Raw genomic sequence first — 12,674 nt, 5'->3', positions numbered from 1 at the left:
AGCGGCCCTGGACCTGGAAGGCGTCGCCTCGCGCGCAGCGCGGGCGAGTCGAGCGCGGTGCGCCGCGGCGTCGATCCCGGCGACGAGCCGGTCGTCGACGCTCTTGCCCTCGGCATCGCGCTCGGCCCGATACTGGGCGGGCACCCGCTCGTAGCGCTCGATCAGCTCGGGCAGGTGCTTGCCCATCAGCCGCCGCGCATCCTGGGCGAGCGGATCGAGGATATTGGTTTCCGCCAGCCGGCTTTCGAGCAGCGGCAGCTGGGCGCCGATCGCATCGATGCTCCGCGCGGCGGCGGCGGGAAGATCGCCGCGGCGGCGCACCAGCAGGCTTTCGAGCCGCTGCACCACCGCCTTGTTCGGCATGTCCTCGCGATAATCGACGACCGGCTTCTCGCCGCCCCACAGCGAGAAGAAGAGAATCGCGAAGAGCATCAGCGCCGCCACCGCGAACAGGCCGCCGATCCCGATCGGCCCGACGACCAGCCCGAAGCCGATGGTCGCGACGATCAGCGCGCCGAGCGCGACGCCGATATTGGTGATCCTGTGCGCGAAGGCGGCGAGCCCGCGTTTCGTTTCGCGCCGGCGCGCCGCGTTGGCCGGGTTGCGATCGATGCGCCCCATCACGTCGTCGAAACGGGCGATGGCGGCATCGACCTGGCGCGACGTGCTCATCGTCCGCCTTCAGCCCTCGAGCGCGTCAGCGGCGATTCCGAAGGCCCGCTCAGCTGGTTCTGAGCGACGCCCCTCGGCACGGCCGATATAGCCGCGGCTCTTCTCGACCTCGCGGCCGAGCGTGTCGACGGTCTGCTTATGTGCCAGCGCCTCGATCTTGAACTTGTCGATCGAATCCATCGTGTCGTAGATGTTCTGGAAGGCGCGCTGCAGCGTTTCCAGGGGATCGTCGCCGACGCGGCCTGCTGTGGATCTCGCCGGTCTGGCTCTTGAGCAATTCGCCGGTGCGATCGATCATCGTCGCGGTGGTCGTATTGAGCGCGGTGACCTGTTCGAGCACCAGCCTCTGGTTGGTCAGCGCCTGGGCGACCGTCACCGCCGTGCGCAGCGCCGCGACCGTGGTCGTGGAGGCGCGATCGACGCCCTTCACCAGCTCGACATTGTTCTTCTTGACCAGATCGAGCGCGAGATAGCCCTGCACCGTCACGGCCATCTGGGTCAGAAGGTCGGTGGTGCGCTGGCGGGTGTAGAAGAGCGCGGTCTCGCGGATCGCCTTGGCCTTGGCCGGATCGGTCGCGTCGAGCTCGTTCGCCTTGTCCTCCAGCTTCTGATCGAGCGCCTTGGAGATGTGGATCATCTGCTCAAGCTTGCCCATCGTCTTCCACAGATTGGCGCGCTCGACGTCGATGGCGGCATTGTCCATCAACAGCTCGTCCTTGCCGGAGGCGAGGCTGGCGAGGATCGACGAGATGTGGGTCTGCGCCGACTGATATTTGCGGAAATAGGTCGTGAGGCGGTTGCCGACCGGGATGATGCCGAGGAACTTCCTCGGCTTGCCCGCGGCGCCGTTGCGGCCGGGATCGAGATCCTCGACCGTGCGCCGCAATTTGGTGAGGTCCGCGCCGATGCCGGTCTCGCTGTCGATCGCCTTGACCGGCCGATCGAGGAAACGGTTGGACGCGCCGGCCGCCTCCGCGATCTCCTTGCGGCCCATGGTCGTCAGCTGATCGACCTTCTTGCCGAAATCGGGCGAGTTGGCGTCCCAGCGCCACCAGCTCGTCGACGAACTTCTCCACCCGCTCGTCGAGCGCGCTCTTCTGATCGTCCTTGAGCGGCACCAGCCCGGCGGCCTGCTCCGGCGCGACGGTCTGGAGCGGCGCTGGCGGATCGAGCGTCAGCGTCGACGCCGTCGCGGTCTGGGTCTCGGTTTCGGTCTGGGTCGCCATTGTCGGCCCTCCTCGCAGGTTTCCCGCCAAGATTGGGGCCTCCGGCGGCGCGGCGCAAGTGAGAAAGTGTATTATTTGTGTAAGACGCAGGGCGCGCGCGTTCAGTTTCCGCTCATGCCCCGGGGCGCAATAGTCGCCGCTTTCCGGGCAGGAGCCCCGGCCGGACGGTTCGAAGGACGAGGACATGAACAAGTTCATCATCGGCGCCGCCGCGGCCGTGCTGGCCGCGCTCGCGCTGCCGGCGCCGGCGCTGGCGCAGTTCGGCGGCGATCCCAACGCGCAGGTCGATTATCCCGGCGATCCGAGCGCCGCCGATGCCGGCACGCGCGCGCGGCCGGACGACGCCGCCACAGCCGACGATCAATATGATGACGAGGACGGGCAATATGCCCCGGACGACGAGGGCTGGATCGACGATGAGGGCGCGCCGGTGGACGGCAAGCCCGATGCCGGAACCTATCCCGACGAGGCTTATCCCGACGACGCCTATCCGTACGACGGGGATGGCGGCCTGGATGAGGGGGCTCCCCCGGGGGACGCGCCTGCTTATGGAGACAAGCCCGATCCCGACGCGTCGGTTCCGCCGAAGATGAACCCGGCCTAACCCGGTGATCAACAGCCCGTTCAGCAGCGGCGGGCTAGACCGGGCCCAGATCGGATCGAGAAGACAGGATTTCCGATTCCGGCCCGTTTCCGCCGGATCGGTTGTGAGGGCGCCCCGGCCATCCCCCGGCCGGGGCGTTTTGCATTTTGTTTTGCCACTTTACTGCGAGGCGCGTCCCGTTATGGGAGGGCTTGTCTCAAGTGGGAGCAGGTCATGCGGCATCTGATTTTGTGCGCCTTTGGCATCGTCGGCGTCATCGCCATGGCCAATGCCCAGAGCGGCGGTCCGGCCGGGCGTGATCCGCGACCGGCAGGCCAATTACAAGCAGATCGCCGCCGCGGTGCGGACCATCAGCCAGCAGGTGCGGGCCGACCAGCCGTCGATCGAGCAGATCCGCCAGGCGACCGCGATCGTCGCCGATCGTGCGCCCCGTGTCAGCGGCTGGTTTCCCCGGGGCACCGGGCCGGAGGCCGGCGTGCCGACCCGCGCGCTTCCGGTGATCTGGCAGAATCCGGACGATTTCCATTCCAAGGCCGTCGATTTCGTCGTCGCCGCGCGGGCGCTGAACGATGCCGCGCAGCGGGGCGACATCGCCGCCGTTCGTGCCGGCTTCCCGCGGCTCGGCGCCGCGTGCGGCGCGTGCCACGACACCTATCGCGCGCCCGAGCAGCATTGAGCGACGAAGGCGGAGCCGTCGCGCGGGTGCGCGTTTGGGACCTGCCGACCCGGCTGTTCCACTGGCTGCTGGTGGTGCTCATCGGCGTGATGTGGTGGAGCGCCGAATATCACCGCATGGATATCCACCTGCTGGTCGGGCCGATCGTGCTCGGCCTGCTGCTGTTCCGCCTGGTCTGGGGCGTGATCGGCGGATCGACCGCGCGCTTCGCCAATTTCATCAGGGGCCCGCGCGCCGCGATGAGCTATCTGAACGGCCGCGCGGCGCACGTGCTCGGCCACAATCCAATCGGCGGCTGGAGCGTTGCGATCATGCTCCTGCTGCTGTGCACGCAGGTCGGGCTCGGCCTGTTCGCGAGCGACGAGGACGGGTTTGCCGCGGGGCCGCTATCAAAATACGTGACCTATGGCAGCGCGCGAAAGCTGGCGCATAACCATCACCTTCTGTTCAATGTTCTACTCGTCTTCATGGCGCTGCATGTCGCCGCGATTCTGTTCTACGCGCTGGTGAAGCGAAACAATCTGGTCGGGCCTATGCTGCACGGCCGGCGCGAGGCCCCTGCGGGCGCCGCCGGACTCGTGCCTGCCTCTCCGGCGCGGTTCCTGATTGCCGCGGCGATCGCGATTGGCGTCACCCTGCTGCTGACCCGCTGGCTCTAGAGGTCCGGCAGGACCTGCTCGGCGACGCCCCAGCCCTTGAGGCCGCGCGCGCCGGCGCGATCGAGCAGCTTTTCGACATCGCGCACCGAAAAGGCGTGGCCGCTTTCGTAGTCGTCGAGCTCGTCCCAGTTGATCGGGGCGGCGACCGGGGCGCCGTCGCGGGCGCGGACCGAATAAGGGACGATCGCCGTCGCGCCGCGCTGGTTGCGCAGATAATCGATGAAGATGCGGCCCTTGCGCTGCGCCTTCATCAGGTTGGCTGTGAAGCGACCGGGCTCCGCCTCGGCCAGCGCGAGCGCGAAGCGGCGGCAGAAATCCTTCACCTCGGGCCATTCGGCCTTCGGCGTCAGCGGCGCGATGACGTGGACGCCCTTGCCGCCCGTCAGCATCGCGAAGGTGGTGAGCCCCATGTCGGCGAGCTGGCGGCGCAGGTCGCGCGCGGCCTTGCGGACGGCGGTGAAATCGAGCCCTTCGTCGGGGTCGAGATCGAAGACGATCCGATCCGCTTTCTCGACATCGGCGACGCGCGATCCCCAGCCGTGAAACTCGATCGTGCCCATCTGGACGCAGGCGATCACCCCGGCCGTATCCTCGACGTAGAGATAATCCTCCTTGTGCCCGTCCTTCTCGGCGATCGGGACGTGGCGGACATGATCGCCGAAGCTGCCGCTGTCATGCTTCTGGAAGAAGCATTTCTTCGCGCGCCCCTGTGGGCAGCGGACCAGGCTCACCGGCCGCTCGGCCACCCAGGGGAGCATGGCCGGGCCGATCGCGCGATAATAAGCGGCGAGATCGCCCTTGGTGACCTTCACCTCCGGGAAGAGCATCCGCTGGGGATTGCTGATCCTGATGTCGTCGTCCGGCGCCTCGTCGGCCAGTGGCTGCGGGCGTTCGGCCACGACCTCTTCGGCCGGCTTGTCGCCGCGCAGGCCAAGGAAGCTCGCATGGCGAAGGATGCCGTCGCTGGTGATCGATCCGAAGGCGATCTCGGCGACCAGATCGGGCTTCACCCAGTGCGCGCCGCGCGTTTCCGATCTCGGCGCCGCGACCGTGGGCGACTTCGCCTCGATCCGGCGGAAGCGCTCCAGCAGCGCCTCCTGGTCGGCATTTGAAAAGCCGGTGCCGACCTTGCCCGCATAACGCAGCGTCCCGCCTTCGTTCACCGCGAGCAGCAGCGCGCGAAAGCCGCGACCGGCCTTGTCGCTCTCGGTCCAGCCGACGATGACGAATTCCTGCCGGTTGGTGCATTTGATCTTGAGCCAGGCCTTCGTCCGGCCCGAGCGATAGGCGGCGTCCGCCTTCTTCGAGACGATCCCTTCCTGGCCGGCCCTGCACATCGCCTCAAACAATTGCTCGCCTTTGCCGACGATATGGTCGGCATAGAGGAGCGGGGGGCGGGGGGTGTCGAGCAGGGCGGCGAGCCGCGCCTTGCGCTCGACCGTGGGGCGCTTCGCGAGGTCCTCGCCGTCGATCTCGAGCGCGTCGAACAGGAACAGTGCAAGGCCGCGCCCGCCCTCGCCGATCGCCTGCTGGAGCGCGCCGAAATCGGTGTTGCCCTTGTCGTCGACCGCGACGATCTCGCCGTCGAGGAGCGCCGAGCGGACCGGCAGCGCGCGCGCCGCCGCGGCGATCTCGGGGAACCTGTCGGTCCAGTCGAGCCCGCTGCGCGTATAGATGCGCGCCTTGCCGTCGGCGATCGCGAGCAGGCAGCGATAGCCGTCATATTTCATCTCGTGGATCCAGCCGGCGCCGGCAGGCACGTGATCGACCAAAGTCGCCTTCTGCGGCTCGCGGAAGCGGGGGAGTTTCGCGTCCGCGGCCTTCGCCCTGGGCGCGCGCCGCGCCGGCGCTTTCTTTCCCTCGGCGATCTCGTTCATCGTGCGCCCGGTCGCGACCGAGGTGAGGAAGGTATCGGTGAGCCCGGTCGAGCTGCCGGCATAATCGTCGTCCACCTTCTTCAGGATCCAGTTCTCGTTCTTCTCCTTGGCCCGCGGCTTCAGGCGGAACATCACCCATTCGCCCTTCATCCGCTCGCCGTGGAGGGTGAAATGGAGATGGCCCTCGGCCAGCGTCTTCACCGGATCCTTGCCGGGCAGCGGCTCCCAGGTCCCGCGGTCCCACAGCATTACCGTGCCGCCGCCATATTCGCCCTTGGGGATCGTGCCCTCGAAGGTCGCATAGGACATCGGATGATCCTCGGTGCGGACCGACAGGCGGTTGTCGGCCGGATCGAGGCTCGGCCCGCGAGTCACCGCCCAGCTTTTGAGCGTTCCCTGAAGCTCCAGCCGGAAATCGAAATGGAGCCGGGTCGCGTCATGCTTCTGGACCATGAAGATGAGCGATTTGGCGCGCTTGCGGGCGACCTTTCCGGCCGGCTCGGCGGTCTTCGCGAAATCGCGCTTGCGATTGTAGGTCGCGAGTGGATCGGCGCGCTTGGCCATCTAATCCTCCCTGTCGCCACAGGCGATGCGGAGGGGGGCCGCCTGAAAGGCCGTGAAGGGGCGTTCGGCGGGGGAGCCCCCTCCACCATGCTTCGCATGGTCCCCCTCCCCATGAGCTTCGCTCACAGGGAGGATCGGAGCGACGCGCCTCACGCCCGTTTCCTCGCCGGGCTCTTCTTCGCCGGGGCTTTCTTCGCCGCTGGCTTGCGCGCCGTCGCCTTGCGCTTGGGCGCCTCGGTCGCGCCGGGCTTGTCGATCGAGCGCTTGAGCGCGGCCATCAGGTCGATCACGTTCGATCCGCCGCGCGCCGGGGCTTCTTCCTCCTCGGCCTCGATCCGCTCGCCGGTCTTGCGCTTCTTCTCGATCAGCTCCTTCAGCGCATCGACATAGCGATCGTGGAACTTGCCGGGATCGAACTTGCTCGTCTTGCGATCGATCAGCGCCTCGGCGAGGTCGAGCAGCTCCGCGTCGGGCTTGTCGTCGCCGATGTCGCGAAAATAGCCCTGCGCCTTCACGACCTCGTCGGCATAACGGAGCGTTTCCATCAATATGCCGCGCCCGCACGGCTTCAGGCTCACCACATATTCGCGCCCGCGCATCGCGAGCTGGCCGAGCGCAACCTTTTTCGTGTCCCGCAGCGCCTCGCGAAGCACGATGAACGCCTCCTCGGCGAGATCGTCGGCCGGAACGACATAATAAGGCCGCTCATAATAAAGCGGATCGATCTCGTGCGCGTCGACGAACTGGGTCAGCTCCAGCGTCTTCTTCGACTCCAGCTTGACCGCTTCCAGCTCCTCGTCGTCGAAGGTGACGTAATGGCCCTTCGAATATTGGTAGCCCTTGACGATCTCGTCGGCATCGACCGGCCCGATGCCGGGCACGACCTTTTCATATTTGATGCGTTTGCCGCTGGGCTCGTGGATCTGGTTGAAGGCGATGGTCGCGCCGCTCCGGGTGGCCGAGAAGATTTCGACCGGGATCGAGACCAGAGCCAGCCTGATCTGCCCCTTCCAATAAGCGCGTGCGGCCATGCTCGTTCCTCCCGATCGTATCGCCGCCGAGTCAATTGCCGGGGCGAGAGGCGGTTCCCTCCTATACCGGAATCTCCGTGGTGTATTTGACCTGGCGGAGCGCGAAGTTGCTCGCGGCGTTGGCGACGCTCGGGTGGGCCAGCACGCCCTGGCGGATGAAGCGGTCGTAATCGGCCACGTCCCTGACCGCGATGCGCAGGAGATAATCCCACTCGCCGGACATCGCATAGCATTCGACGATCTCCTCGCGCGCGGAGATGAACTGCTCGAATTCGGCGCGCGCGTCGGTCGTCTGGCGGTGCATGCGGACCTGACACATCACGTTGACGCTGCGGCCCAGGCGGGCGGGGTCGGCGAGGCGGACGGTCGCGCCGAGGACCCCGGCGCGCTCCAGCGCACGCACCCGCCGCCACACCGAGGCGGCCGAGGCGCCGACATGATCGGCGAGCGCGGCATGGCTGAGGCTGGCGTCGCGCTGAAGCGCGCGGACGATTCGCCGGTCGATCTCGTCGAGGTGCGGATTTTCATTCACGGAACGGGCATATCACGAAACAAATGCTTCGCCAAACGGCGCAGAGCGAGAAAATTTGAGAGGCTTTTGCGCGCCGCCCGGAATAGGAATAGGCGCATGGCCATGGAAACGCTCGTGGACCGGGGGCCGTCCTTGCAAGAGGCTCCGCTGCTGTTCGACCGGCTGGAAGCCCAGCCGGCGGATTCCCTTATCGCATTGATCGCGCTCGCCGAAGCCGATCCGAGGCCGACCAAGATCGACGTCGGCGTCGGCGTCTATCGCGACAGCGACGGCAACACGCCGATCCTTCGCGCGGTGAAGAAGGCCGAGCGGATCCTGGAGCAGGTGCAGACCACCAAATCCTATATCGGCTCGCAGGGCGATGCGCGCTTCACCCAGCTGATCGGCGAGATCGTGTTCGGGCCCAACCACGATCCGAACATCGTCGGGCTGCAGACGCCGGGCGGATGCGGCGCGCTCCGCATCGGCGCCGATCTCATCGCTCGCGCCGGCGGCGACATCCGCATTTTCGTCGGCCAGCCGACCTGGCCCAATCACGCGCCGCTGATCGGCACCGCCGGCGTGCCGATGGTCGATTACCGCTATTACGACCGGGCCACCCATCGCATCGATTTCGACGCGATGATGGAATCGCTGAAGGGCGCGCGGCGCGGCGATGTCGTGCTGCTCCACGGCTGCTGCCACAACCCGACGGGCGCCGATCTGGATGCTGACCAGTGGCGCGCGATCGCCGATCTCGTCGCGGCGCGCGGGCTGATCCCGTTCGTCGATCTCGCCTATCAGGGCCTTGGCAACGGGCTTGAGCCCGACGCCGCCGGCACCCGCCTCGTCGTCCAGGCGGCGGAGCAGGCGCTCGTCGCGCAGAGCTGCGACAAGAATTTCGGCATCTACCGCGAGCGCACCGGCAACCTCTTCATCAAGGCGTCCAGCCCCGCCCAGGCGGAGGTCGCGTTCGGCAACCTCATCGGCCTTGCCCGGACCATGTGGTCGATGCCGCCCGATCACGGCGCCGCGGTCGCGCGGATCGTGCTGGAGGACCCCGACCTTCGGGCCGACTGGCACGCCGAACTCACCGATATGTGCGCCCGCATCCGCCGCATTCGCGCCCGGCTCGCCGCAGCCGATCCGCGCCTCGCCTATATCGGCGGGGAGCATGGCATGTTCTCGATGCTGCCGCTGACGCCGGACCAGGTGATCGGGCTGCGCGCCAGCCACGGCATCTACATGGCGCCGTCCGGCCGCTTCAACGTGGTCGGCCTGTCCGACGACAGCGTCGACCGCTTCGCCGCGGCGGTGCTGGAGGCGATGGATGGCTGACCTTGCCGTCCGGGAACGGAGCGGGCGCGCCAACACGCCCGATCCGGACTTCGACTGGCGGCGAATCGCCTGGCTGACCCATGTCAGCCGGGCGATGGACAAGCTGGAGGAAACCCGGCTCGTTCCCGAACGCAAGGTGCTCTACCAGTTCAGCGCGCGCGGCCATGACATGGCGCAGGTCATGCTGGGCACGCGGCTCACCCACCGGCATGACGGCGCGTGCGGCTATTATCGCTCGCGGCCCTTGCTGCTCTCGCTCGGCGTGCCGCTCGCCGACGCGCTTGGATCGGGCATGGGCCGGGCCGGCGGCTATTCGGACGGGCGCGACATCGGGGTGGTGTTCAACTATCCCAATCCGAACGGATGCCCGGCGCTGCCGATGTGCGGCGGGGTCGGCGCGCAATATACGCCGACCGCGGGCTGGGCGCAGGCGATCCGCTATTACCAGGAGGTGCTCGGCGACGAGAGCCATGCGGGCGCGATCGCAGTCGTGCTCGGCGGCGATGCCTCGTGCGCCACCAACGGCTTCTGGTCCGCGCTCACCATCGCGACGACGCAGAAGCTGCCGATGCTCTTCTATGTCGAGGACAATCAGTTCGGCATTTCCGTGCCCTCGACCTTCCAGACGCCGGGCGGCGACATCGCCCGCAATCTCGCCGGCTTCGCGAACCTCGAAATCCTCTCCGGCGACGGCACCGATCCGGCCGAGGCGGCGCGGCTGATCGCGCGCGCGACGGCGCATGTGCGCGAAGGGAAGGGGCCGGCGCTGCTCCGCCTCACCGTGCCGCGGCTCCAGGGGCACAGCTTCCAGGACACGCAGACCTACAAGAGCGAGGAATTCGTCGCCGCCGAATGGGCGCGCGATCCGCTGCCCAAGCTCGAACGCTTTCTCGTCGGCCCGGTGATGACTGCGAGCGAGTGGGACCAGATCGGCCGCGACGCCGAGGCGGCGGTCGCCAGCGCCTGCGCCGAGGCCGAGGCGCGCGGCATCTCCGATCCCGAGGATGTCACCAGCCACGTCTTCTTCGACGGCGAGATGCAGCAGCTCGGCGGCCAGTGGACCAAGGGCTATGTACCGCCGCCGGCCGACGAGACCCCGCGCCCGGAGGGTCAGCGGCTCAACATGGTGACGGCGATCCGCCGCACGCTCGACCAGGAGCTGGAGGCGAATCCGCGCGTCCTTCTGTTCGGCGAGGATATCGGGCCGAAGGGCGGCGTCCATGCGGTGACGCTCGGCCTGCAGGAGAAATACGGGCCGGCGCGGGTGTTCGACACCAGCCTTTCCGAGGAGGGCATCGTCGGCCGCGCCGTCGGCATGGCGCTCGCCGGGCTGATGCCGGTGCCCGAAATCCAGTTCCGCAAATATGCCGAGCCGGCGACCGAGCAGATCAACGATTGCGGCACGATGCGCTGGCGCACCGCCAACCGCTTCGCCGCGCCGATGGTGCTGAGGATGCCGATCGGCTTCTTCAAGTGCGGCGATCCCTGGCACAGCCAAACCAACGAGGTGCAGTTCGTCCACAATCCCGGCTGGCGCGTCGCGGCGCCGAGCAATGCGGAGGACGCGGTCGGCCTGCTTCGCGCGGCGCTTCGCGGCAACGACCCCGTGGTCTTCTTCGAACATCGTGCGATGCTCGACGATCCCTGGGCGCGGCGGCCCTGGCCGGGCGATGCCTATGTCCTGCCCTTCGGCAAGGCGAAGAGGACGCGCGAGGGGGATCAGATCACGATCGTCACCTGGGGCGCGATGGTGCCGCGTTGCGAGGCGGCGGCGGACGGCATTTCCGCCGACGTCATCGATCTTCGCACGCTCCAGCCCTGGGACAAGGAAATGGTGCTGGAATCGGTCGCCCGCACCCGGCGCTGCCTGATCGTCCACGAGGACCTTCGTTCCGGCGGCTTCGGCGCGGAGATCGCGGCGGTCGTCGCCGACGAGGCCTTCCTCGATCTCGACGCGCCGGTCGCGCGGGTGACGATGCCGGACATACCGAGCCCGCACAATCCGGTGCTGCTCGATCATGCCGTCCCCTCGGTCGCGCGGATCCGGGCGCGGATCGACGAGCTTTTGGGATTCTGACGTGATCGACGTCGTCGTGCCGATGGAGCAGGAGGGGACGAAGGCGGTCGTCCGGTCCTGGCTGAAACAAGTGGGCGACCCTGTGGCGGAGAATGATCCGCTGGTCGAGCTCGAGACCGACAAGGTCGCGATGGAGGTGCCGGCGCCGGCGGCGGGCGTGCTCGCGGAAATCCTGCTTGCGAGCGATGCCGATGCGGTGCCGGGCGCGGTGCTGGGCCGGATCGCGCCTGAAGGCACCGAGACCAGGGCGCCGCTCATCCGGCCGGAGCGAAATCGGGGGACGCCGGCGCCGAATCCGAGAATCCGCCCCTCGACTTCGCTCGGGACGAGCGAGGCGGGGAGGGAGTCGCGCCTGTCTCCGTCGGTGAAACGCGCCCTTCGCCAGCATAGCCTCGATCCTGCCATCATCGAAGGCACCGGTCGCGGCGGTCGGATCACCCGCGCGGATGTGGATCGCGCCGTCTCGACCGGGGCGAAGCGGCCGCCCGAGGGCGTCATCCCGGCCGCGACGGCAGACCTTCGCGCGCAGATCGTCCCGCACGATCGGATGCGGCTCGCCATCGCCGAGAACATGGCCCGATCGCTCGCCGAGGCGCCGCACGTCACCGCCGTGTTCGAGGCGGATTTCAGCGCCATCGCGGCGCACCGGGCGAAGCACAGGGACGCCTTCGCCGCGAAGGGGATCAAGCTCACCTACACCGCCTATCTCGTCGCCGCGGCGGCCGAGGCGATGAAGGCGGCGCCGGCGATCAACAGCCGCTGGCACGAAGACCGGCTGGAGATTTTCGGGACTGTCGACATCGGCGTCGGCACCGCGCTCGGCACCAAGGGCCTGATCGTGCCGGTTCTCCGCGGCGTCGAGGCGCTCGATCTTGAGGGGATCGCCGCCGGGCTCGACGACCTCATTACGCGGGCCCGCGACGAGAAGCTGACAAGCGCCGACGTGAAGGGCGGCACCTTCACCATCTCCAATCACGGCGTCTCGGGTTCGCTCTTCGCCGCGCCGATCATCATCAACCAGCCGCAATCGGCGATCCTCGGCGTCGGCAAGCTGGAAAAGCGCGTCGTGGTGCGCGAGGTGGGCGGCGTGGACACGATCCAGATCCGGCCGATGGCCTATGTCAGCCTCACGATCGATCACCGCGTCGTCGACGGCCACCAGACCAACGCCTGGCTGAGCCGCTTCGTCGAGGTGCTGGAGACCTGGCCGGCGGCCTGACGGGGACGCGTCCCGGCCCCGCTCAGGCGAACCCGGCGATGCCGAGGGCGATCGCGACCAGGACCAGCAGCGCCAGGCCCGCGATGAACAAGGCCCGCTGCCACGGCCGGCGCAGCTCGATCTCGCCTCCGCGGACCGCCTCGGCCCTGTGATGCGGTGCGGATTGTGGTGGCTTCGCCATTCCGATTCAACAATTTGCGCCCCGCGCCGTTCCCATGTG

The 12,674-nt window shown here is 67.9% G+C and carries 11 protein-coding genes and 1 pseudogene; 6 read left to right on the top strand and 6 right to left on the bottom strand.

The window, feature by feature from the left end; all coding sequences use genetic code 11:
• Together FRZ32_RS15110 and FRZ32_RS15105 are read right to left on the bottom strand one after the other, a co-directional pair.
• A partial coding sequence (locus tag FRZ32_RS15110) for a hypothetical protein (protein WP_147044266.1) occupies positions 1-672 on the bottom strand: 672 nt, incomplete at its 3' end.
• Positions 673-681: 9 nt separating this feature from the next.
• Positions 682-1,898, bottom strand: a pseudogene (locus FRZ32_RS15105) (toxic anion resistance protein).
• Positions 1,899-2,082: 184 nt separating this feature from the next.
• On the opposite strand from FRZ32_RS15105, the gene FRZ32_RS15100 reads away from it, so the two are divergent.
• The 3 genes from FRZ32_RS15100 to FRZ32_RS15090 all read left to right on the top strand — a co-directional run bounded on the left by FRZ32_RS15100 (position 2,083) and on the right by FRZ32_RS15090 (position 3,837).
• Positions 2,083-2,502 carry a hypothetical protein gene (locus tag FRZ32_RS15100; RefSeq protein ID WP_147041568.1) on the top strand — a complete coding sequence of 140 codons (420 nt, stop codon included), beginning with the start codon at positions 2,083-2,085 and terminating at the stop codon, positions 2,500-2,502.
• Between the two features lie 268 nt (positions 2,503-2,770).
• Positions 2,771-3,178, top strand: coding sequence for a c-type cytochrome (locus FRZ32_RS15095; protein ID WP_147044265.1), 408 nt, complete (start codon positions 2,771-2,773; stop codon positions 3,176-3,178).
• Complete coding sequence (locus tag FRZ32_RS15090; protein ID WP_243445144.1) at positions 3,175-3,837, top strand: cytochrome b/b6 domain-containing protein; 663 nt, start codon at positions 3,175-3,177, stop codon at positions 3,835-3,837. The genes FRZ32_RS15095 and FRZ32_RS15090 overlap by 4 nt, the downstream gene beginning before the upstream one ends.
• Here the strand turns inward: FRZ32_RS15090 and ligD are convergent.
• The 3 genes from ligD to FRZ32_RS15075 form a co-directional block, all read right to left on the bottom strand.
• Positions 3,834-6,278: a DNA ligase D gene (gene ligD / locus FRZ32_RS15085; protein WP_147041566.1), complete on the bottom strand. Its 2,445-nt coding sequence runs from the start codon at positions 6,276-6,278 to the stop codon at positions 3,834-3,836. The two genes, FRZ32_RS15090 and ligD, sit on opposite strands and share 4 nt — an antisense overlap.
• 149 nt (positions 6,279-6,427) lie before the next feature.
• Positions 6,428-7,309, bottom strand: coding sequence for a non-homologous end joining protein Ku (gene ku, locus FRZ32_RS15080; RefSeq protein ID WP_147041565.1), 882 nt, complete (start codon positions 7,307-7,309; stop codon positions 6,428-6,430).
• 61 nt (positions 7,310-7,370) lie between these two features.
• Entirely contained in the window at positions 7,371-7,841 is a 471-nt protein-coding gene (locus tag FRZ32_RS15075; RefSeq protein ID WP_147041564.1) for an Lrp/AsnC family transcriptional regulator, read from the bottom strand.
• A 96-nt stretch (positions 7,842-7,937) separates the two neighbouring features.
• On the opposite strand from FRZ32_RS15075, the gene FRZ32_RS15070 reads away from it, so the two are divergent.
• From FRZ32_RS15070 to FRZ32_RS15060, 3 genes are read left to right on the top strand one after another with little or no spacing between them, the layout of a single operon-like run.
• Positions 7,938-9,158, top strand: a complete 1,221-nt coding sequence (locus tag FRZ32_RS15070) for an amino acid aminotransferase (RefSeq protein WP_279379208.1) — start codon at positions 7,938-7,940, stop codon at positions 9,156-9,158.
• Positions 9,151-11,235 carry an alpha-ketoacid dehydrogenase subunit alpha/beta gene (locus tag FRZ32_RS15065; protein ID WP_147041563.1) on the top strand — a complete coding sequence of 695 codons (2,085 nt, stop codon included), beginning with the start codon at positions 9,151-9,153 and terminating at the stop codon, positions 11,233-11,235. Before FRZ32_RS15070 ends, FRZ32_RS15065 begins: the two co-directional genes overlap by 8 nt.
• Before the next feature lies 1 nt (position 11,236).
• Positions 11,237-12,454 carry a dihydrolipoamide acetyltransferase family protein gene (locus tag FRZ32_RS15060; RefSeq protein ID WP_243445143.1) on the top strand — a complete coding sequence of 406 codons (1,218 nt, stop codon included), beginning with the start codon at positions 11,237-11,239 and terminating at the stop codon, positions 12,452-12,454.
• A 22-nt stretch (positions 12,455-12,476) separates the two neighbouring features.
• Here the strand turns inward: FRZ32_RS15060 and FRZ32_RS15445 are convergent, their stop codons facing one another.
• On the bottom strand, positions 12,477-12,635 hold the full coding sequence (locus FRZ32_RS15445) for a hypothetical protein (RefSeq protein ID WP_192901859.1): 159 nt from the start codon (positions 12,633-12,635) through the stop codon (positions 12,477-12,479).
• Positions 12,636-12,674 lie beyond the last annotated feature (39 nt).

This window comes from Sphingosinicella ginsenosidimutans (genome assembly GCF_007995055.1).
Classification (GTDB): Bacteria; Pseudomonadota; Alphaproteobacteria; order Sphingomonadales; family Sphingomonadaceae; genus Allosphingosinicella; species Allosphingosinicella ginsenosidimutans.
This window is presented reverse-complemented; position numbering and strand designations above follow the sequence as displayed.

Coding starts and splice junctions, on each gene's coding strand:
- FRZ32_RS15100 (WP_147041568.1), top strand. CDS start 2,083: ATGAACAAGTTCATCATCGGCGCCGCCGCGGCCGTGCTGGCCGCGCTC.
- FRZ32_RS15095 (WP_147044265.1), top strand. CDS start 2,771: ATGCCCAGAGCGGCGGTCCGGCCGGGCGTGATCCGCGACCGGCAGGCC.
- ligD (WP_147041566.1), bottom strand. CDS start 6,278: ATGGCCAAGCGCGCCGATCCACTCGCGACCTACAATCGCAAGCGCGAT.
- ku (WP_147041565.1), bottom strand. CDS start 7,309: ATGGCCGCACGCGCTTATTGGAAGGGGCAGATCAGGCTGGCTCTGGTC.
- FRZ32_RS15070 (WP_279379208.1), top strand. CDS start 7,938: ATGGCCATGGAAACGCTCGTGGACCGGGGGCCGTCCTTGCAAGAGGCT.
- FRZ32_RS15065 (WP_147041563.1), top strand. CDS start 9,151: ATGGCTGACCTTGCCGTCCGGGAACGGAGCGGGCGCGCCAACACGCCC.
- FRZ32_RS15445 (WP_192901859.1), bottom strand. CDS start 12,635: ATGGCGAAGCCACCACAATCCGCACCGCATCACAGGGCCGAGGCGGTC.